Raw genomic sequence first — 18,742 nt, 5'->3', positions numbered from 1 at the left:
GCGAATTCATTCGCCCCTTCCTCCCGGCGATGACACCCGGTGGTTTTCCCCGGCGGCGCAAGTGGTTAGATTGTCGGCCGTTCGTGCTGTCGGCGGCGCTCCGCGGGGGCGCCGCTCCCGTTTGGCCGCAGGCTCTCGTTCCGCTCTCCCGACCTGATCTCATGGTGGTTTCCCGCACGGCGGAGGAGTTCGACGCCGTCGTCGTAGGCAGCGGCTTCGGCGGATGCATGGCCGCGCTGGAGCTGGTCGAGGCCGGGTGGCGCGTGCTGATGCTGGAGCGCGGCGGCTGGGTGCAGCGCGGCCCGCACAACTGGGGCGCCGAGGGCGCCTTCGTGCGCACGCCGTTCTACGCCGCCGACACCGCCTTCGACCTGCATCACCAGGCGAAGCTCTCGTCGCAGAACCTCTGCACCTGCGTCGGCGGCCCGTCCGTCTTCTACGGCGGCGCCAGCTTCCGCTTCCGCGAGCGCGACTTCGACGCCGCGCCCGAGATCACCGGCGGCACCGGCGCCGCCTGGCCGATTGATTACGGCGCGCTGGAACCCTTCTACTCGCGCGCGGAGAGGCTGCTCGGCGTGGCGGGCGAGGCGGGCGCGGACCCGACCGAGCCGCCGCGGAGCGCGCCGTATCCCCAATCTCCGTCGAGACTCAGCGCCGCGTCGAAGCGGATGGCCGAGGCGATGCGCTCGCTGGGGCTGCACCCGTTCCGCATCCCCCTGGCGCTGAACCACGCGGCGGCCGAGGGCGCGGTGTGCGCGGCGTGCACCACGTGCGATACCTTCGCCTGCGCCATCTCCGCCAAGAACGACCTGGCCGTGCGCGTCATCCCCCGCCTGCTCGCGGGGGGGATGGAGATCCGCCCGGGCACCGTCGTCACCCGCGTGCTGGCCGAGGACGGGCGCGCGGCGGGCGTGGAGTGCGTGGACAAGGAGACGGGCGGGCGGATGACGTTCCGCGCATCGACCGTCGTCCTCGCCGCCGGCGCGCTGGCGACGCCGCACCTCCTCCTCGCCTCGGGGCTGGAGAAGACGAACCCCGCGGGCGACGCCGTCGGGCGGTACCTGATGCGGCACTGCAACGCGATGACGTTCGGCATCTTCCCCTTCCGCCCCAACCCGGCCAACGAGCACCACAAGCAGATGGCGGTGCACGACTTCTACTTCGGCTCGCGAGAGCGGGGCGCGCCGGCGGGGCCGCTGGGGAACATGCAGCAGATCATGGGGCCGCAGGCGCAGCTCGTCGGCCACGTGCTGCCGAAGGGGCTGAAGTGGCTGGCGCGCGTGGCCGAGCTCCCCGCCAGCCTGCTCACGGGGATCCTCTCCATCGCCGAGGACCAGCCGCGCGCGGAGAACCGCGTGCGCATCGACATCTCCCGCACGGACGCGTACGGGCTGCCGAAGCTCGTCGTGGAGCACGAGTACACGCCGCGCGACCTGGCCGCGCGCCGCTTCATGATCCGCCAGGCGAAGCGCATCCTCCGCCGCGCGGGCGCGCTCTTCTGCGTGAACTGGGACGTGAGCACCTTCTCGCACGCGGTCGGCACCGTGCGCATGGGCGACGACCCGGAGGCGGCGCCGCTGGACGCGGAGTGCCGCTTCCGCGGGGTCGACGGGCTGTACGTGACCGACGGCAGCGTCTTCCCCACCTCCGCGGGGGTGAACCCGAGCCTGACCATCGCCGCCAACGCGCTGCGCGTGGGGCGGCTGATCGCGCGCGGCGCGGCGGCGGACGCCGAGATCGCCACCGCCGCGGCCGGAGGGAAGGGGTGATGGGAGACGGGAAGACGCTGGGGATCGCCTTCCTCGGCTGCGGCTACGCGGCCACGATCCACGCGAAGCGGCTGAGGTCGTTCCCCAACGTGCGGATGTACTTCGCCAGCCGCGAGCGCGCGAAGGCGGAGGCGTTCGCGAGGAAGTACGGCGGCGCCGGCGCGTTCTGGGCCGACGCGGGGAACGCGTACGGCGGCTACGGAGCGGCGTTGCAGGACGCGCGCGTGGACGTGGCCCTGGTGCTCACCCCGCCGAGCTCGCACCTCCACCTGACCCTCGCCGCGCTGGCGCAGGGGAAGCACGTGGTGGTGGAGAAGCCGCCCTTCGAGCGCGCCTCGGACTTCGAGATCGTCCGCAAGGAGAAGGAGCGGGTGGGGCGGCGGGTGATGATCGCCGAGAACTACTTCTACAAGCCGCTGGCCGAGGCGCTGCGCGAGACCATCGCCTCGGGCGCGCTGGGCGAGCCGCGCATCGTCACCGTCAACGCGCTCAAGGAGCAGCGCGTGAAGGACTGGCGCGGCGACCCGGCGCTGAGCGGGGGCGGCGCGCTGTACGAGGGCGGCATCCACTGGGTCGACTTCTTCGCCAACCTGGGGATGGAGGTCACCGGCGTGCAGGCCTTCCGCCCCGGCGGCGACGACGGGTCGCCCGACCGCTCGATGGTGGTGGGCTTCACCTACGCCAACGGCGCGGTGGGCACGCTCTACTACAGCTGGGAGATGCCGGTGCTGCTGAAGGGCGTCCACCTCTCCGCCGTGTACGGCACGGAGGGCGTGGCAAGCTTCGAGAGCAACGGGATCTTCCTGATGGTGCGCGGGCGGAAGCGCTCGCTGCGCAGCAAGCTGGCCGACGTGGCCGGCTACGCGGGGATGTGGAAGGACTTCGTTCCCGCGCTGATCGAGAACCGCGAGCCGCGGTTCGACTTCGACAAAGCAAAGCGCGACCTGGTGCTGACCGAGGCCGCGTACGCCTCACTCGGCCGGGACCTCTCCGTGCCCGGCCTCAACCCATAGCACGTGCCATGACCATCCTGATCGGGCTCCTCGCGGGCGCCCACACCTCCAGCTGGGGGATGTACAAGGACGCCCCGCACGAGGGCTTCACCTTCCCCAAGTACTTCCGCAGCATCGTCGTGGCGACCCTCGTCGCCCTGGCGATCGAGTACTTCACCGGCTTCGGGCCCGACAGCTGGGCGCACGCCGCCGTGTTCTTCGGGATGGTGTACGCGGGCGAGCGGCTGGTGGTGGAGCTCTGGAAGACCTTCATCCGGGAGGAAGACCAGAGCAAGTACTTCATCCCCATGCAGTTCGGCGTGTTCGGCAAGCCGATCAAGAGCCGCGGCGTGCGCTGGGCCATCCTGGCCGCCGTGGTCGCGGTGATCGTGCTGACGGTCTGGGGGGTGACGCGGCTGCAGGCGGCGTATCCCGGCGCGCCGAAGTGGGCGGTGCTGCTGCTGGCCAGCGCGGGCGGGTGGTTCAGCGCGTTCGGCGGGGCGTGGAAGGACGCGCCGGTGGAGGGGTTCGAGACCTTCAAGTTCTTCCGCAGCCCGGCCATCGCCACCACCTGGAGCACGGTGATGAGCTTCTTCACCCACAACTGGGTGTTCATCGGGCTGGCGGGGATCGGCTTCACCGTGGCCACGATCGAGACGTACAAGACCTTCTTCTTCCCCAACAAGCCGCGCGGCAAGTTCGCCGGCAAGCCGATCCTCTTCCCCGAGATCCTGGAGAAGCGGAAGATCGTGGCCGTGCTCTACGCCTGCATCTGGGCCGCCGTGGCCACCATCCTCGTGCTCGGCTTCCTCGGCCCCCGCGACGGGCTGCTGCCGTAGACGCGTCGGACGATCAGGCGAAAGCAAGGGGCAGGCACGCGAATCGTGCCTGCCCCTTCTGCTTGGCTAGAGATCGTACCTACGTCGCAAGGTCTCGGAAGACGTCGACGTACTCCTCGATGATCTCGCCGTGCGCGTTCAGCACGGCAGCGCGCCGCGGATCGATGACGATCACACGGTACCCTCCGCGTTCGTCCGCAATCCACTGCAGCACGTCACCCGCTTTTATCCCCAAGTGACGAACGGCAACCAGCGGAATGGACGTCGAGATCGAATCACCGTCGTCGTGAACGGTGCTGGTCGCAATCTCCATCCTCTTCTCTCCCGATCGATGGCTCTCCGAATAAGATCGGCCGGAGCTCCCGCGTCAACTGTGAACAGAAGAATCTCACGCGGAGACGCGGAGGACACGGAGAACTCAGGTGCCGGGGTGAGTTCTCCGCGTTCTCCGCGTCTCCGCGTGAGGCCCTTCTTTTTTACGCGGCGTTCGCGCGGCCGGCGATGTCGTCGGCGAAGAAGGGGATGAGCGCGCGCTCGAGCGCGGCAGACGCGGCTGCGGGGTCGGCCGACACGCCGCGGAGCGAGCGGCGGGTGAACTGGCGCGCGAAGCGGGCGAGCGTCTGCGGATGCACGGCCACGGCGCTGGCCAGCTCGCCCCAGGAACGCCCCGGCGCCCGCATCTCCATCGCCCGCGCCAGCAGCAGCCAGTGCAGCACGTCCTCCAGCCGCAGCGGGTGCGAATCGCCCATCGCCTGCCGCCAGTCGCGCCAGAGCGTGCGCCGGTCGCACCCGGCCGCGGCGGCCAGGCGGGCGACGCTGCGGAACGGGCGCGGCGCGGCGCACGCCTGCAGCAGCGCGTCGCGCAGCCGCGGCGAGATCGACGCGCACCGCCGCAGCGCCAAAACGAGGTTCTGGACGGGTCCCTGCGCGTTCCGGGCGGCGGGGACGAGGCGAAGAGGCGCGGCGGCCGCGCGGGGTGACGGGAGCGGGAGGAGATCGGCGTGCATCGGCGGGCGCGGCGGTGGATCGCGGCCCGGGACCGTCCGCGCGGCGGAGGCCCCGGCGGTTCACGCCTGCAACGATGCTGTCAGAAGGAAGGATGCGCGCGCGGGGCGGCACGGATGCGCACCGCGGAGGTGCGAGCCGCGCCGCCGCCGCCGCGAAGCTACGCCCGCCCGCGGCCGTTCGGCGACGGCACCAGCACGCGCGGGACCACCTCGGTCTGGAAGCGGTGCTCCAGCGCGGCGTGCCCCCGCGCGGCCAGGTCGCGCAGCGAGCTGCCGGTGAGCTGACGGGCCAGGCGGCCCAGCGTGTGGGGATGGATGCCGATCTCGTCGGCCACGTCGGCCCAGGCGCGCGCAGCCGTCTTGCGGTGCGTGGCGCGGAGGAGGAGGAGCCAGTGCAGGAAGTCCTGCAGGCGCAGCCCGGCGCCCACGGTGTGCTTCCAGTGCGTCCACAGCGTGCGGCGGTCGCACCCGGCGGCGGTGGCCAGCTTCTCCACCGTGCGGATGTTGCGCGCTTCGTCGCACGCCAGCGCCAGCGCCTCGCGCAGGCGCGCGGGAAGGTGCTGCGCGCGGCGCAGCGACGGCGCCAGCGTGGCGGCCACCGCCGGTCCGGCGGGGCGTCGGGGGGTTCTCGGGTTGTCCTGGGCGAAGGGGGTGGATTCGGCGGTGCGCAGCGGCGTGCGCGGGGCTGAGGGCGTGTGGGGTACGAACATCCGATGGCGCGGATCGGGGTGCCCGGCCGGCGCGCCCAAGGGACTGGACGCGCCACAGGTGTTTTCAAACGCGCGGGTACCGAATTTTGTGACACCGTCCATTCGGCTCCCTTGAGTTGGACGCCGGAACCTTGTCAGGGGTTTGACGGCGGCATAGCTTTCCCGCGACAACACGACGCGAGGGGGCCATTCGGAAGCCGGTGCAACTCCGGCGCGGCCCCGCCACTGTGAGAGGCCCGGCGGCCACGGTCGCCGGCCCGGCCCGCTCCGCGGGGGTCCAGCCCCCGCACAGCCACTGGGCGTACGACACGCCTGGGAAGGTGGAGCGCCAGCCGCCTCGAGCCAGGAGACCGGTCCCTTCGCTCCCGCACGAACGCCCCTCGCGGGAGGGGAGCGGGTCCGATCGCCGGCCTCTGGCTTCATTTCCCCATCGGGGACGTCGCCCCGCCGCCATCGCACCCGTTCCCTCCCGCCTCTACGGGAAGGACGGGTTTCTTGTTTCCGACGGATCCCAAGCGCCGCATCCCCATCGCCGCCGCGCTGGCGGCCGCGCTCCTTGCCGGGTGCGGCGGACGCGCGGACGATCGCGCGCGCGGCGGGGCGGCGGCGGACTCGTCCGTCTCCGTCACGGACGACGCGGGGCGCACCGTCACCCTTCCCCGCCCCGCGCGCCGCATCGTCGCCCTCGTCCCCGCGGCCACGGAGACGGTGATCGCGCTGGGCGCGGGCGAGCGCCTGGTGGGACGGACGGCCTACGACAGGGGGGTGATGGTGGAGCGGCTCCCCTCCGTCGGCGGCGGGCTGGACCCCAGCATCGAGAAGCTCGTCTCCCTCCACCCCGACCTGGTGCTCGGCTGGGAGACCACCGGCCGCACCGAGTTGCGCGACCGGCTGACCGCGCTCGGCATCCCCGTCTTCTCCGTCAAGCTGGAAGACACCACCGACGTCTTCCGCTCCATCCGCAGCCTCGGCCGCCTGACCGGGCGCACGGACGCGGCGGATTCGCTCGCCACGGCGATCCGGGGCGAGCTGGACGCCGTGCGCGCATCGGTGGCCGCTTCGCCGCGGCCGTCCGTGTTCTTCCTGGTGTGGAACGACCCGCCCATGACCGCGGGGCCCAAGACCTTCGTGTCGCAGGTGATCGAGATCGCGGGCGGGCGCAACGCCTTCGCCGACCAGGCGGCGCTGTGGCCCAACGTGTCGCTGGAGGAGATCGTGCGCCGCCAGCCCGACTTCGTGGTCGTCCCCATCGGCGAGCAGGGGACGGTGCGGCTGGAGGCGCTGAAGACGTCGGTGGGGTGGCGCGAGCTGCGCGCGCTGCGCGAGGGGCGCGGCGTCTCCGTTCCCTCGCAGGTGGTGAACCAGCCCGGGCCGCACCTGGCCGAAGCCGCGCGCGCGGTTCGCGACGCCATCCACCCGGAGCTGCGCGGGCGATGAAGCCGCTCGCGCGCCTGGCCCTGCTGGCGGCGATCGCCGTCGCCGCGCTCCTGGTGGCCGTGCGGCTGGGCGCGGTGCCGCTCTCCCTGCGCCAGGTGATGGACGGCGTGCGGGGGACGGCGGATCCCACGACCGTCGCCATCGTGCGCCGCCTCCGCCTTCCCCGCGCGGTGCTGGCGGCGATGGTGGGCGGCTCGCTCGCGGCCAGCGGCGCGACCTTCCAGGCGCTGCTGCGGAATCCCCTCGCTGAGCCGTACATCCTGGGGATCAGCGGCGGCGCGGCGGTGGGCGCGGTGTTCGCCATCGCCCTGGGCGGTACCCTGGCGTCGGCGGGCGTCGTGGGCGTGGCCGCGCTGGCGGGGGCGGTGTTCGCGGTGCTCCTGGTCTTCCGCCTTGCCGCCGTGGTGGGGAGGGCGCTGGACACGCGCATCCTGCTCCTCGCCGGCGTGGTGGTGGGCGCCTTCTTCAACGCCTGCATCCTGCTGGCGCTGACCTTCGCCGACGCCGACGCCTTCCGTTCCGCCATCTTCTGGATGATGGGAAGCTTCTCCGGCGCCACCTGGCGCGGGATCGCGCTGCTCGGCGCGGCGATGGTGCCGGGGATGACGCTGCTGCTCGCCCTCGCCCGCCCGCTCAACCTCCTCTCCGTGGGGGAGGAGACGGCCGCGTACCTGGGGACGCGGGTGGAGCGCACCAAGCTCCTGGCCTACGGCACCGCGTCGCTGCTGACCGCGGGCGCCGTGGCGGTGAGCGGGGTGATCGGCTTCGTCGGCCTCGTCGTCCCCCACGTGGTGCGGATGCTGTGGGGGCCGGACCACCGCTTCCTGATCCCCGCCTCGGTGCTGCTCGGCGCCGCGTTCGTGGTGCTGGCCGACACCCTCGCGCGCACCGCCGCCGCGCCCACCGAACTGCCCGTGGGCGTGGTGACGGCGTTCGTGGGCGTGCCGTTCTTCGTCTGGCTGCTGCGACGGAGGGCCGCGTGAACGGATGGAGCTGCCGCGGCCTCACCTTCCGCTACCCGGAGGCCACCGGCTGCGCCGTCGACGGGGTGACGGTGGAGGTCCCCGCCGGCGCGTGCACGGCCGTCCTCGGCCCCAACGGATCGGGAAAGTCGACGCTGCTGCGGCTGATGCTGGGCATCCTCTCCCCCTCCGCCGGCGCGGTGGAGCTGGACGGGCGTCCGGTGGCGCAGTGGGGACGGGAGGAGATCGCCCGCGCGGTGGGCGTGGTGCCTCAGGGCGAGGAGGCCGTCTTCCCGATGACGGTGCGGGAGATGGTGGCGATGGGGCGCTATCCCCACCTCGGCCCCTGGCGGCGCGAGCGCGACGCCGACCGGCGCGCGGTCGAGCGGGCGATGGAGCGGTGCGACGTGCTGGCGTTCGCACAGCGGCCCATCTCCACGCTCTCCGGCGGCGAGCGGCAGCGGGCGCGGGTGGCGCGGGCGCTGGCGCAGGAGCCGTCGGCGCTGGCGCTGGACGAGCCCACGGCGGCGCTCGACGTGAGCCACGAGATGGCCATCTTCGAGCTCCTGCGCGACCTGGGCCGCGCGGGAACGACGGTGCTGCTGGTGACGCACAATCTCAACCTCGCCGCGCGCTATGCGGACCGGCTGGTGCTGCTGGATCATGGGCGCGTGGCCGCTACCGGCACGCCCGCCGAGGTGCTGGCGCGGGAGACGGTGGAGCGCGTGTACGGCTGGCCCGTCCGGATCGACCGCCACCCCGGCCCCGGCCCCGACGCCGGCGCGCCTCAGGTCGTCCCGCTTTCCGGCGAGTCATGCGCGGAGATGCTCGGCCGGCGCGAAGAGGATGCCGATGCGGCGTAAGTGCCCAGTGCCCAGTGCCCAGTGCCCAGTCGTGCGGGGCGGCGGGATCCTCCACCCTCCCCCCAGTCGGTTTTGGGGGGAGGGTCGCGCTAAGCGCGGGGTGGGGGGCTCCCGCGCCGCGGCCGCACTGATCCTTGTCCTCCTGCTCCTCATCGCCCCCATCCGCCTGCTCGCGCAGTTTCCCGGCGAGCTGGCGGGGACGGTGACGGACGCGGCGAACGGGGCACCGGTCGCGGCGGCGTCCGTCGAGCTCGCGGGGACGCCGCTGGCGGCGCGGACGGACGGCGCGGGCGCGTTCCGGCTGCGCGGGCTGGAGCCGGGCGAGTACCGCATCCTCGTGCGCCGCACCGGGTACGCGTCGCGCGAGGTGGCCGCGACGGTGCGCAACGGCGAGACGGCGCGCCTCTCCATCTCCCTCGAGCCGCTCCCCGTGGCCCTGTCGGCGCTGCGGGTGACGGCGGAGGCCGAGGCGGCGGGCGGCACCGTCGCGCGTGCGGAGATCGAGGCGAGCGGCGCGCGGACGGCGGCGGAGGTGGTGGAGCGCGTCCCCGGCGTGGTCGTGCGCGGCAACGGGCCGACGGGCGCACGGACCGTCACCATCCGCGGCAGCGCGGCGGACGAGGTGCTGGTGCTGCTGGACGGCGTGGCGCTGAACGATCCCGTCACCGGCGAGGCCGACCTCAGCGCCGTTCCCGCGTCGTCCGTCGAGCGCGTGACCGTGCTTCCCGGCGCGCGGACGGCGCGGTACGGGCCGCATGCACAGGCCGGCGTGGTGCTGATCGAGACGCGCGCCGCCCGGCCGCGCCAAGGGCTGGAGCTCTCCGCCGGCTCGCTCGGCGAGTGGTCGGGCGGGGGGGAAGCAGGGGGGGCCGCGGGGCGGACGGCGTGGAGCGTCGGCGGCCACCTGCGCCGGATCGGCGGCGGCTTCGATTACCGCCGCGACGTGAACGACCCGACGATGCTGCGCCGCACCAACGACGACCTGGACGAGTGGAGCGCGTTCGGCGCGGTGTCGTCGCCGCTCGCGGGCGGCGAGCTGCGCGCGCGCGGGGGATGGGACGCGCTGCGCCGCGGCCTTCCCGGCACCGGCCACACGCCTTCGCCGGAGGCGCGCGAGGAGATGGGGCGCGGGCGCGCGTCGCTCGGCTGGCGGCGCACGGGGGCGCGGACGACGCTCTCCGCGCTCCTTTCCGGCGCCACGCAGCGCGCCCGCTTCGCCGACCCCGCGCCGCCGTTCGGGGTGGCATACGACGACACCACCCGCGTCCGCGCCGCCGACCTCCGCGTCGAGGCGGAGCGCGCGCTCGGCGACGGCGTCTTCCGCACCGCGGGTGGCGGCATCGACGCGGGGGTGCAGCACGTCGACGCCGGCGCACTGGGGGAGAACGCGCCGCGCACCCGCCGCGACTTCGGCGCGTTCGCGCACGCGGCGGGGGTGATCTCCATCTCCCGCCAGCTGATCGACCTCTCCGCCGAGGGACGGGTGGACCGCGACGGGGTGACGCGCGACTGGTTCGCCAGCCGCGCGCTCACCGCGGGGACCTCGTTCGGCGCGCTGCGGGTACAGCTCGCCAGCCGGAGCAGCTTCAGCCCGCCCTCGCTGGGAGACCAGTTCTTCCGCGAGGGCGTGGGCGTGGTCCCCAATCCCGATCTCCGCCCCGAGCGCGTGCCCAACGAGTGGGAGCTGGCGGCGTCGCTGGGGGGACGGATGGGCGGCGCCGACCTCTCCCTCTCCGCCGCCGCGTTCACGGGCGATGTGAAGGGGATGATCGTCTGGCTCCCCGACTTCGCCTTCCGCTGGAGCCCGCGCAACGTGGACGTCGCGCGCCGCGGCGTGGACGCGCGCATGGAGGCCGCGGTGCCGGCGGCGGATCTCCGCCTGTCAGGATCGTGGTCCGTCGCGCGTATCACGTACGTCCTGGACGGCGAGGACAGCGGGATCCAGGTGGCGTATCGCCCCGCGCACGCCGGGATGTTCCGCGCGGAGTGGGCGCCCGGCGCGTGGCGGGCGGAGGTGGCCGCGCGCTACACCGGCCTGCGCTACCCCGCGCCCGAGAAGGCCAACGCGCTCCCCGGCTTCTGGAGCGCGGGCGCCGGCGTGTCGCGCGCATGGCGGCTGGGCCGCTGGGCCGCGGTGGGCGCGGTGACCGTGGACCGATTGTTCGACGAGAAGCAGTCGCTGATCGCCGGCTATCCCGAGCCGGGGCGGCGGGTGCGCCTGGACCTGCGCCTGAGCCGCGCAGACCTACCCTGAACCCAGGACGTGTGGGAGTGATGAAGAACGGAATCTCCGGCCGGCTCGCCCGGCTTGCGGCCCTTCTGGCCACCGCCGCGCTGGCGGCGTGCAGCGGCGGCGATGGACCCAGCGGCTCCACCGGCGGCCCGCAGCGGGTGGAGGTGATCGTGAACAGCGTGGGCAACTCGCTGACGCTGGTCTCCCCCGACAGCGCCACCCCCACGCCGGTGACGGTGGGGCTGGGCGCGCAGGGAACGCCGGTGGGCGTGGCCGCGAACGGCGCCACGGCGGTCGTCCCGCTCGGCACCTATCCCTTCGCGGCGATCGTGGACCTGCGCACGGGGACCGTGACGCGCACCGCGGCGCTCCCGGCCAACTCGGGCGCCACGGGCGTGGCGTTCCTGAACGACTCCATCGCCTTCGTCGGCAACCCCAACCGCAACACGGTCTCCCCGGTGAACGTGCGCACGGGCGCGGTGGGCGCCGAGGTGGCGGTGGGCACCTATCCGCAGGCGATCGTGGCCAGCGGCGGCGTGCTGTTCGTGCTGAACGGCAACCTGGTGAACTTCTCGCCCGCCGGCCCCGGCTCGATCAGCGCGATCGACGCCACGGGGAAGGTGGTGGGGAGCCTGCAGCTGACCGGCATCAACCCGCAGGCGGGGGTGGTGGTCGGCAGCCGGCTGTACGTGATCAACGCCGGCCACTTCGGGCAGGCCGACGGCTCGCTCTCGGTGGTGAACCTGGTGACGGGCACCGAGGAGCTGGTCCCCGGCTTCGGCGAGTTCCCGGGCTCCATCGACGTGGGGCCGGACGGCAACCTGTACGTGGGCGTGTACGGCACCGGCGTGCTGGTGTGGAACCCGGGCGTGCGCCAGTTCGTGCGCGGGCTCGACAACCCGGTCCTTCCCAACGGCGCGCCGCCGGTGTCGGGGCTCGGGTTCGACCCCTCGGGGCGGCTGCACACGCTGAACCCGGGCGACTGCCTGGCCGCGGGGAAGGCGTACCGCCTGAACGGCGCGCCCTACACCGTCAACCGCACCGTCACCACCGGCGTGTGCCCGTTCGGCCTGGCGTTCACCGTGCTGCCGTCGAGCTGACGGAGGCCCCTCATCCCCCCGGCCCCCTTCTCCCGAACTGCAGGAGAAGGGGGAGACCTCAGGGTGGGGACGGGCTTCGGGACGAGTGGCGGGGCCCGGCGCGGCCGCGGATGGCCCCCTCCCCCGGCCCCTCCCCCGCTACGCAGGGGAGGGGAGAACTGAAACTTCGCGGGGAGTTTAGTTGCAGTTGCAGTTTACCTCTCCTGCTGTCGGGAGAGGTCGAAAAGTTGAAGCGCCGAGACGGGGGTTATGTCTCGGCGCTTCAACTTTTCGGGTGAGGGCCTCCAGAGAAGGCGAGAAGGCAGTTTGTCTCGCCTTCTCCAGGGTGAGGGCCCCGGCCGGGTGGGGCAGGCGGCATTTTGTCTCCATCCACCGAATTCCGGGGTGGGGCCGGTCGCGCCGCGTAGCGTAAGCCCTTGCGGGGACGGGGTTCCCGCGACATACTTCCGGCCCGGTTAGTGGGGGCCGCCGCTCCGTGAGCCTCACGGGGCGGCGGCCCTTCGCCATTTGGGCGCCGTCCGCCCGCATCGCCCCCACCGGCATCCCCCGGACCGACGATGTTGAGGTATATCCGCCGCGTTTCGCTGACCCAGTGGATCCTGATCGGCATGGCCGTCGGGGTCCTGCTGGGATTCCTCTTCCCCACGGGAACGGGGGGCTTCGAGGCCACGCAGCTCAAGCCGCTGTCGACCATCTTCCTGCGGATGATCAAGTCGATCATCGTGCCGATCATCTTCAGCACGCTGGTGATCGGCATCGCGGGGCACGGCGACGACATGAAGCGCGTGGGCCGGCTGGCGCTCAAGTCGCTGATCTACTTCGAGATCGTCACCACCATCGCCCTGTTCATCGGCCTGGGCGCGGTGAACCTGGTGAAGCCCGGCGTGGGCGTGCAGCTGGCCGCGCCCGCGGCCACAGGCGCCGAGCTGGCCGCCAAGGGGCACGAGCTGACGCTGGGCTCGTTCCTGGAGCACATGGTGCCGCAGAGCCTGGCCGAGGCGGCGGTCGACAACCAGGTGCTGCAGATCGTGTTCTGGTCGGTGCTGTTCGCGGTGGCGCTGTCGCAGGTGCGCGGGCGGCCCAAGGAGGTGATGATCGGGTTCTGCGAGGCGCTGGCGGAGATCATGTTCAAGTTCACCGCCATCATCATGCGCTTCGCGCCGATCGGCATCGGCGCGGCCATCGCGGTCACGGTCAGCCACAGCGGGCTGGGCGTGCTGGTGAACCTGGGGAAGCTGATCCTCACCCTCTACGGCGCGCTCGTCGTCTTCGTGCTGGGCGTGCTGCTGCCCATCGCGCTGGTCGCGCGGGTGCCGATCCGCAAGTTCCTGCAGGCGGTGCGGCAGCCGGCGCTGATCGCGTTCTCCACCACCTCGTCCGAGGCGGCGCTGCCGCGGGCGATGCAGGCCATGGAGGGGATCGGCGTCCCGCGGCGGATCGTGGCCTTCGTGATGCCCACCGGGTACTCGTTCAACCTCGACGGGACCACGCTGTACCTGGCGCTGGCGTCGATCTTCGTGGCTCAGGCGGCCGGGCACCCGCTCACCTTCTGGCACCAGCTCACCATGATGCTGACGCTGATGCTGACTTCGAAGGGAGTGGCGGCCGTCCCCCGCGCGTCGCTGGTGATCCTGTCGGGCACCCTGGCCACCTTCGGGCTGCCGCTGGAGGGCGTGGCGGTGATCCTGGGCGTGGACGAGCTGATGGACATGGCGCGCACCACGGTGAACCTGGTCGGCAACTGCCTGGCGACGGTGGTGATGGCGCGCTGGGAGGGCGAGTTCGACCCGCACGCCGCGGTGATCCCGCCGGAGGAGAGCCCGCGGCAGCTCGGCGTGGAGCAGGAGGCGGGCATCGGCCGCGTCCCCGACCACCGCCCCATCGCCGGCGACCCCGACCCCACCGCGGCGGACTGATCGCGGGCTGGGGGATCTGGAGATGACGAGAAGGCGAGGCGCACTGGCGTCTCGCCTTTTTCGGTGATGGGATTGGGGGATGGAGATGGACGATGCGCGGCGACGCAGAGCGTTTGCGCGACGCGCATATTTGCGCGCGACAATGCGAGTTAACTCGCGGCTACAACCACACGCAGTCCGCCTTCGCGGACTTCATCATCGCGATCCAGCCATCTGTCATTCCGAGGGCGGCCAGACCGGTATCGCGTCCGCACGAATGGATGCAGCCCGAGGAATCTGTAGCCTGCGCCCGCGCCGACGGCCGAATCACGCGCGGACGCAGGCCACAGATTCCTCAGGCGCCCGCAGTTCGTCGCGGACGAGAGGCCGGTGCAGCGCCTTCGGAATGACAGATCAACCACCACGTATGTCATGACAGATCGCGGAAGCGATCAACCACTCGAGAGGCGTTCGATCAGCGCGGCGATGTCAGGCGGGAGAGGAGCATCGAAGGTGAGGCGCGTGCCGGTGGTGGGGTGGGTGAAGGAGAGGCGGGACGCGTGCAGCGCCTGGCGCTTGATCAGCCCCGTGCCGGCGCGGCCGTACTGGCGGTCGCCGAGGACGGGGTGGCCGGCGTGCGCCATGTGCACGCGGATCTGGTGCGTGCGGCCGGTCTCCAGCTCGAGCTCCAGCAGCGTGGCGCGGGCCCAGCGCTCCAGCACGCGGAAGCGCGTGCGCGCGGGCTCGCCGTCGGCGCGGACGGCGCGCAGGTGCGGGCGGCGCGGGTCGCGGCCGATGGGCGCGTCGATCGTCCCCTCGTCCTCCGCGACCACGCCGTCGACCACGGCCTGGTAGACGCGCTGGAGGCCGCCCTCGCGCAGCTGCGCGTCGAGCCGCGCGTGGGCCACGGCGCTCTTGGCGAAGAGTACGAGGCCTGACGTGTCACGGTCGATGCGGTGCACGGGCCGCACCTTCGCCCGCACGCCGCGCTCCGCGAAGTGGTGCGCCACCCCGTGCGACAGCGTCTCCGCCTGCTCGGGCGAGGTGGGGTGAACGAGCACGAACGGCGGCTTGTCCAGCACCAGCACGTCGTCGTCCTCGTGCACGATGGCCAGCGGCATGGCCACGGGACTCAGCCCCGTCTCCTCCTCGAACCCCACGCGCGCCGCGACCACGTCGCCCGCCTTGACCTTGCGGCCCAGGAACGCGGGTCGGCGGTTGAGCGTGATGCCGTGCGCGCGCGTGAGCTTCTGGATCATCCGCCGCGACACCTGCATCGGCCCGGTGAGCACCTCCTGCACCGTGCGCCCCGCCTCGTCCGCCGCCACCGTGTGCTCCATCCACCGCTGCGTCATCAACCCCTCGCCCGTTCGCGTATGTGGGCCGGCACAATCGCCCTTCACGCGGGGGATGACAAGGCCGCGGCGGCAGATCGCGGTCAGGCGACGAAGCGCATCGCTGGCGGAGGATCGTTCTCCAGCTCGCGGAAGCGATCCAGCAGCGCCTGCAGCAGGTCGCGGTCCCGGGCGACCTCGCGGCGCTTCGCGCCTCCCCAGAACCCGAGCAGCCTCACCAGCGCGGCGTAGCCCATCTTCATCTCCGTCCAGTAAGCCACCATCGCCCGGCGCAGCTGGAGCCCGCGCGCGTCGGACGTCTGCGCCAGGATCGCCTCCAGCAACGCGGTGAGCACGTCGTCCGCGGCGGCGCCCACCGGTGGATCCCCGTCGGGAGCGCCGAGGATGCACGCCCACTTCGCCACGAGCCCCGCCACCGTGCACGTCACCCCGTCCGCGCCCTCGTCCCCCCCGCCGTAAATCGCGGGCAACGCCGGATGGAGCAGCCACGACGCGAGGAGCGCCGCGTTGGGCTGCGCGTCGTCGGCGTCCATCACCAGCAGCGGAACCAGGCGGCGCGACCCGGTGTCGCCAGCATGATCCCACGCCGCGATGGTAGCGGCGGCGTATTCCGGCAGAAGCTCCAGGGCGATGCGGTTGGATTCGGAGATGTTCAACCCACCGTGCCCCGCCGGCGGCAACCACTCGGAAAGCTTCTCCAGCAACCGGTAGATGCCCGATCCGGCATGCATCAGATCATCGTCCAGCACCGTGCGTACAGCGGCCCCCGGTTCGCCGCCCTCGTCGACGATGCGGCGCAGCCAGTGGTACGCGTCGAATTCCACCGCCGACCGAAGCCGCTGCACCAGCTCCAGCACCTCCATCCCCGCGCCGGCGCGCAGCAGCTCGCCGAGCGCCGCGTCGGCCTCGGGCGCGAGGCGGGGATTCGCGTAGAAGGCGCGCAGCAGCATCGCGAACCGGTCGCGCGCATGCGGCGAGGCGATCCCCGCCGGCCCCTTCGCGTACGAGAAGAGTCCCAGCAGCCATTCGCGTCCATGCGACGAACGGTGCCGCGCCGCCTTCTCCGCCATCAGGCGAACCTGCTCGCCGCACCCAGCGGTGGAGACGTCGAACAGGAGCCGAGCCCAGTGCACCGCGCGGGCGGTGGCAGGGCCTTCATCCCCACCAACCCCGTGCTCCGCCGCCCATGAATCCGGATCGACCCCGCTCCGGATCAGCAGCTGGGGCGTGCGACGCTCGCGAGGATGGGACACCCGCAACCGGCACCGGCCGAGATCGAACGCCTCCTTCACCGTCATCCCCGACGCCAGCGAGCCGTAGAACTCCTCCGCGAACGCAGCCGCGGCGGCGTCCGTGATCGATGTCCTCATCCCGATCGTGTAGTCGACCGCCGAGCCGATCTCGCGGGCCGTCGACAGCGTCTCGCACGCGTTCAGCACGACGACGCGGACGAACTTCCGGAGAATCCCGAAAAGCTCGCACAGCGCTTCACGGTCGATCGCCCGATCATTCCCGAGGTAGTCCGTGAGGAAGATCCCCTCCTTCCGGTTCCCGTGGCCGGCGAAGTGGACGATCGCGGGCTTGAAATCGATGATGAGATGCTGGAACTCTTCGATTGTCACCGCCCATCGCGTCTCGAGCTTGATCGTCTCACGCTGGCATGCGCGCTGGATCGCGTTCATCACCGCCCTTGCCTCCCTGTCGATCCGGAGCGGAGCCTGGTCGTCGGCGAAGGCGTCGGAGGCGATGAGCAGCACCTTGATGGGATCGGGCATGTCCGGAGTGGGTGGAAGGGTGAGACGACGGGGAAGCAAAGCGACGGGTAAACCGAATTGGGGCATAAAGATAAGGCCCATCCGCGCGATCGGGGAGAGACTTGAAAAGTATCCTACGGGCGACTGGAAGAAGTGTGGATCGGCAACCCGAGAATCGACGCCGCGCGGGCGCCGCTTGCCGGGGCGGCGGGCGGCGAGCATCATCTTCCGTCTTCATCGCCCACCGCACGCCCACGACCCGCTCCGGGAGGACCCGTTGACCCGCTCCACACTGGCCGCGGCCGCCGCCGCGGTGCTGCTCGCGCCCGCGCTGCACGCGCAGGCCTCGTATCCGACGAAGGGAACCGGCACGGTGGTGCTCCGCGCCGCGCGGGTGATCGACGGCACCGGCGCCGCGCCCATCGCCAGCGGCGAAGTGGTGGTCACCGACGACCGCATCGTGGCCGTGGGCCGCCAGGGCGCCGCCGCGGTGCCCACCGGCGCGCGCGTGGTCGACCTGGGCGACGCCACGCTGCTGCCGGGGTTCATCGACGCGCACGTGCACATCATCGGGCGCGCGCTGAACGACCCCGGCAACCGCGACCAGGAGGTGCGCGACTTTCCCGGCTTCTCCGCCATCCTGGGCGCCGAGAACGCGCGGCGGACGCTGATGAACGGCTTCACCACCGTGCGCGTGGTCGGGTCGCCGCACTTCGACGACGTGGCGCTGCGCACCGCCATCGACGGCGGCTACACCGTGGGCCCGCGGATGCAGGTGGCGGGTCACGCCATCGGCATCACCGGCGGGCATTGCGACGAGAACGGGTACCGCCCGGGGCTGATGGACACCGACTACCGCCAGGGCGTGGCCGACGGCATCGAGCCGGTGCGCGCCGCCGTGCGCTACCAGGCCAAGTACGGCGCCGACGTCATCAAGATGTGCGCGACCGGCGGCGTGCTGAGCGAGGGCGACGCCGTCGGGGTCCCGCAGTTCACGCAGGAGGAGATGAACGCGCTGGTGGCCGAGGCGAAGCAGCTGGAGCGCCCGGTGGCCGCGCACGCGCACGGGGCCGAGGGGATCAGGATGGCGGTGCGCGCGGGCGTCAGCTCCATCGAGCACGGGTCGTTCCTGGACGAGGAGGGCGCGCGGATGATGGCGGCGCGCGGCACCTTCCTCGTCCCCACCCTCAGCGCGGGCGAGACGGTCGTCGCCGCGGCGGACCGCGGCGTGCTGACGGGGCTGCGCGCGCAGAAGGCGCGCGATGCGGGCGCCGCGATGCGCCGCGCCATCCGCATCGCCGTGGCGGCGCGGGTGCCAATCGCGCTGGGGACCGACGCCGGCGTGGGGCCGCACGGCGCCAACGGCCATGAGTTCACGCTGATGGTGGAGTGGGGCGGGATGACGCCCATGCAGGCCATCGTCGCGGGCACCAGCAACGCCGCCAGACTGCTCGGCTGGGAGAGCCGCATCGGCACGCTGGCGCCCGGCCGGCAGGCCGACGTCGTCGCCGTCGCCGGCGACCCGCTGCAGAACGTGCGGACGCTGGAGACGGCCACGTTCGTGATGAAGAACGGCGTCGTCTACAAGGAGCCCGCGCGGCGGTGACGACCGTCGCACGAGCAGGATCTCCAGGCGGCCGCCGGCACGTTCCGGCGGCCGCTTCCGCGTGGTGGCAGATCGGAAATGTCTCGTTGATTTAGAAAAGTCCGGGGTTTGGTTGATTTAGAAATGTCCGGCGAAAGGTTCCTTGCTTGCGCCAGGGATGATCGGGCGCGGGTTTGTTGGGTTTGGAAGTTGTTTGATCCCTCTTCTCCCGAGGAGGAGT

15 protein-coding genes and 1 riboswitch are annotated in these 18,742 nt (G+C 72.3%); of the genes, 10 read left to right on the top strand and 5 right to left on the bottom strand.

Annotated elements, in window-relative coordinates:
• Window positions 1-161 precede the first annotated feature (161 nt).
• Genes VF092_30970 through VF092_30960 form a run of 3 tightly spaced genes read left to right on the top strand, consistent with a single transcriptional unit; the run spans window position 162 to window position 3,600 of the window.
• Window positions 162-1,769 (top strand): GMC family oxidoreductase, encoded by a 1,608-nt coding sequence (locus VF092_30970; protein ID HEX6751757.1) that lies wholly within the window; start codon window positions 162-164, stop codon window positions 1,767-1,769.
• A complete protein-coding gene (locus tag VF092_30965; GenBank protein HEX6751756.1) occupies window positions 1,769-2,782 on the top strand; it encodes a Gfo/Idh/MocA family oxidoreductase in 1,014 nt (337 codons plus the stop codon). The genes VF092_30970 and VF092_30965 overlap by 1 nt, the downstream gene beginning before the upstream one ends.
• An 8-nt stretch (window positions 2,783-2,790) precedes the next feature.
• Window positions 2,791-3,600 carry a hypothetical protein gene (locus VF092_30960; GenBank protein ID HEX6751755.1) on the top strand — a complete coding sequence of 270 codons (810 nt, stop codon included), beginning with the start codon at window positions 2,791-2,793 and terminating at the stop codon, window positions 3,598-3,600.
• Between the two features lie 79 nt (window positions 3,601-3,679).
• Here the strand turns inward: VF092_30960 and VF092_30955 are convergent, their stop codons facing one another.
• The 3 genes from VF092_30955 to VF092_30945 all read right to left on the bottom strand — a co-directional run bounded on the left by VF092_30955 (window position 3,680) and on the right by VF092_30945 (window position 5,317).
• Window positions 3,680-3,913, bottom strand: coding sequence for a hypothetical protein (locus tag VF092_30955; protein HEX6751754.1), 234 nt, complete (start codon window positions 3,911-3,913; stop codon window positions 3,680-3,682).
• A gap of 163 nt (window positions 3,914-4,076) precedes the next feature.
• Entirely contained in the window at window positions 4,077-4,607 is a 531-nt protein-coding gene (locus VF092_30950; GenBank protein ID HEX6751753.1) for a hypothetical protein, read from the bottom strand.
• 158 nt (window positions 4,608-4,765) lie between these two features.
• Window positions 4,766-5,317, bottom strand: coding sequence for a hypothetical protein (locus VF092_30945; GenBank protein ID HEX6751752.1), 552 nt, complete (start codon window positions 5,315-5,317; stop codon window positions 4,766-4,768).
• A 192-nt stretch (window positions 5,318-5,509) separates the two neighbouring features.
• Window positions 5,510-5,668, top strand: a riboswitch (cobalamin riboswitch).
• A 144-nt stretch (window positions 5,669-5,812) separates the two neighbouring features.
• On the opposite strand from VF092_30945, the gene VF092_30940 reads away from it, so the two are divergent.
• The 6 genes from VF092_30940 to VF092_30915 all read left to right on the top strand — a co-directional run bounded on the left by VF092_30940 (window position 5,813) and on the right by VF092_30915 (window position 13,828).
• Complete coding sequence (locus VF092_30940; protein HEX6751751.1) at window positions 5,813-6,754, top strand: cobalamin-binding protein; 942 nt, start codon at window positions 5,813-5,815, stop codon at window positions 6,752-6,754.
• Window positions 6,751-7,737: an iron ABC transporter permease gene (locus VF092_30935; GenBank protein ID HEX6751750.1), complete on the top strand. Its 987-nt coding sequence runs from the start codon at window positions 6,751-6,753 to the stop codon at window positions 7,735-7,737. Before VF092_30940 ends, VF092_30935 begins: the two co-directional genes overlap by 4 nt.
• Window positions 7,734-8,579 (top strand): ABC transporter ATP-binding protein, encoded by an 846-nt coding sequence (locus VF092_30930; protein HEX6751749.1) that lies wholly within the window; start codon window positions 7,734-7,736, stop codon window positions 8,577-8,579. The genes VF092_30935 and VF092_30930 overlap by 4 nt, the downstream gene beginning before the upstream one ends.
• 100 nt (window positions 8,580-8,679) lie before the next feature.
• Entirely contained in the window at window positions 8,680-10,833 is a 2,154-nt protein-coding gene (locus tag VF092_30925) for a TonB-dependent receptor (GenBank protein HEX6751748.1), read from the top strand.
• Between the two features lie 20 nt (window positions 10,834-10,853).
• Window positions 10,854-11,912: a hypothetical protein gene (locus tag VF092_30920; protein ID HEX6751747.1), complete on the top strand. Its 1,059-nt coding sequence runs from the start codon at window positions 10,854-10,856 to the stop codon at window positions 11,910-11,912.
• Between the two features lie 557 nt (window positions 11,913-12,469).
• Window positions 12,470-13,828, top strand: coding sequence for a cation:dicarboxylase symporter family transporter (locus tag VF092_30915; GenBank protein HEX6751746.1), 1,359 nt, complete (start codon window positions 12,470-12,472; stop codon window positions 13,826-13,828).
• Between the two features lie 431 nt (window positions 13,829-14,259).
• Here the strand turns inward: VF092_30915 and VF092_30910 are convergent, their stop codons facing one another.
• The gene (locus VF092_30910) at window positions 14,260-15,162 is read right to left on the bottom strand and encodes an RluA family pseudouridine synthase (GenBank protein HEX6751745.1); all 903 of its coding nucleotides are present in this window, start codon (window positions 15,160-15,162) and stop codon (window positions 14,260-14,262) included.
• 83 nt (window positions 15,163-15,245) lie between these two features.
• Window positions 15,246-17,141 carry a CHAT domain-containing protein gene (locus VF092_30905; protein ID HEX6751744.1) on the bottom strand — a complete coding sequence of 632 codons (1,896 nt, stop codon included), beginning with the start codon at window positions 17,139-17,141 and terminating at the stop codon, window positions 15,246-15,248.
• A gap of 52 nt (window positions 17,142-17,193) precedes the next feature.
• On the opposite strand from VF092_30905, the gene VF092_30900 reads away from it, so the two are divergent.
• On the top strand, window positions 17,194-18,522 hold the full coding sequence (locus VF092_30900; protein HEX6751743.1) for an amidohydrolase family protein: 1,329 nt from the start codon (window positions 17,194-17,196) through the stop codon (window positions 18,520-18,522).
• The last annotated feature ends 220 nt before the right edge of the window (window positions 18,523-18,742 follow it).

The sequence above is a fragment of the Longimicrobium sp. genome (assembly GCA_036377595.1).
In the GTDB taxonomy this organism is placed as follows: Bacteria; Gemmatimonadota; Gemmatimonadetes; order Longimicrobiales; family Longimicrobiaceae; genus Longimicrobium.
This window is presented reverse-complemented; position numbering and strand designations above follow the sequence as displayed.

Coding starts and splice junctions, on each gene's coding strand:
- VF092_30920 (HEX6751747.1), top strand. CDS start 10,854: ATGAAGAACGGAATCTCCGGCCGGCTCGCCCGGCTTGCGGCCCTTCTG.
- VF092_30945 (HEX6751752.1), bottom strand. CDS start 5,317: ATGTTCGTACCCCACACGCCCTCAGCCCCGCGCACGCCGCTGCGCACC.
- VF092_30910 (HEX6751745.1), bottom strand. CDS start 15,162: ATGACGCAGCGGTGGATGGAGCACACGGTGGCGGCGGACGAGGCGGGG.
- VF092_30960 (HEX6751755.1), top strand. CDS start 2,791: ATGACCATCCTGATCGGGCTCCTCGCGGGCGCCCACACCTCCAGCTGG.
- VF092_30965 (HEX6751756.1), top strand. CDS start 1,769: ATGGGAGACGGGAAGACGCTGGGGATCGCCTTCCTCGGCTGCGGCTAC.
- VF092_30955 (HEX6751754.1), bottom strand. CDS start 3,913: ATGGAGATTGCGACCAGCACCGTTCACGACGACGGTGATTCGATCTCG.
- VF092_30905 (HEX6751744.1), bottom strand. CDS start 17,141: ATGATGCTCGCCGCCCGCCGCCCCGGCAAGCGGCGCCCGCGCGGCGTC.
- VF092_30950 (HEX6751753.1), bottom strand. CDS start 4,607: ATGCACGCCGATCTCCTCCCGCTCCCGTCACCCCGCGCGGCCGCCGCG.
- VF092_30935 (HEX6751750.1), top strand. CDS start 6,751: ATGAAGCCGCTCGCGCGCCTGGCCCTGCTGGCGGCGATCGCCGTCGCC.
- VF092_30970 (HEX6751757.1), top strand. CDS start 162: ATGGTGGTTTCCCGCACGGCGGAGGAGTTCGACGCCGTCGTCGTAGGC.
- VF092_30915 (HEX6751746.1), top strand. CDS start 12,470: ATGTTGAGGTATATCCGCCGCGTTTCGCTGACCCAGTGGATCCTGATC.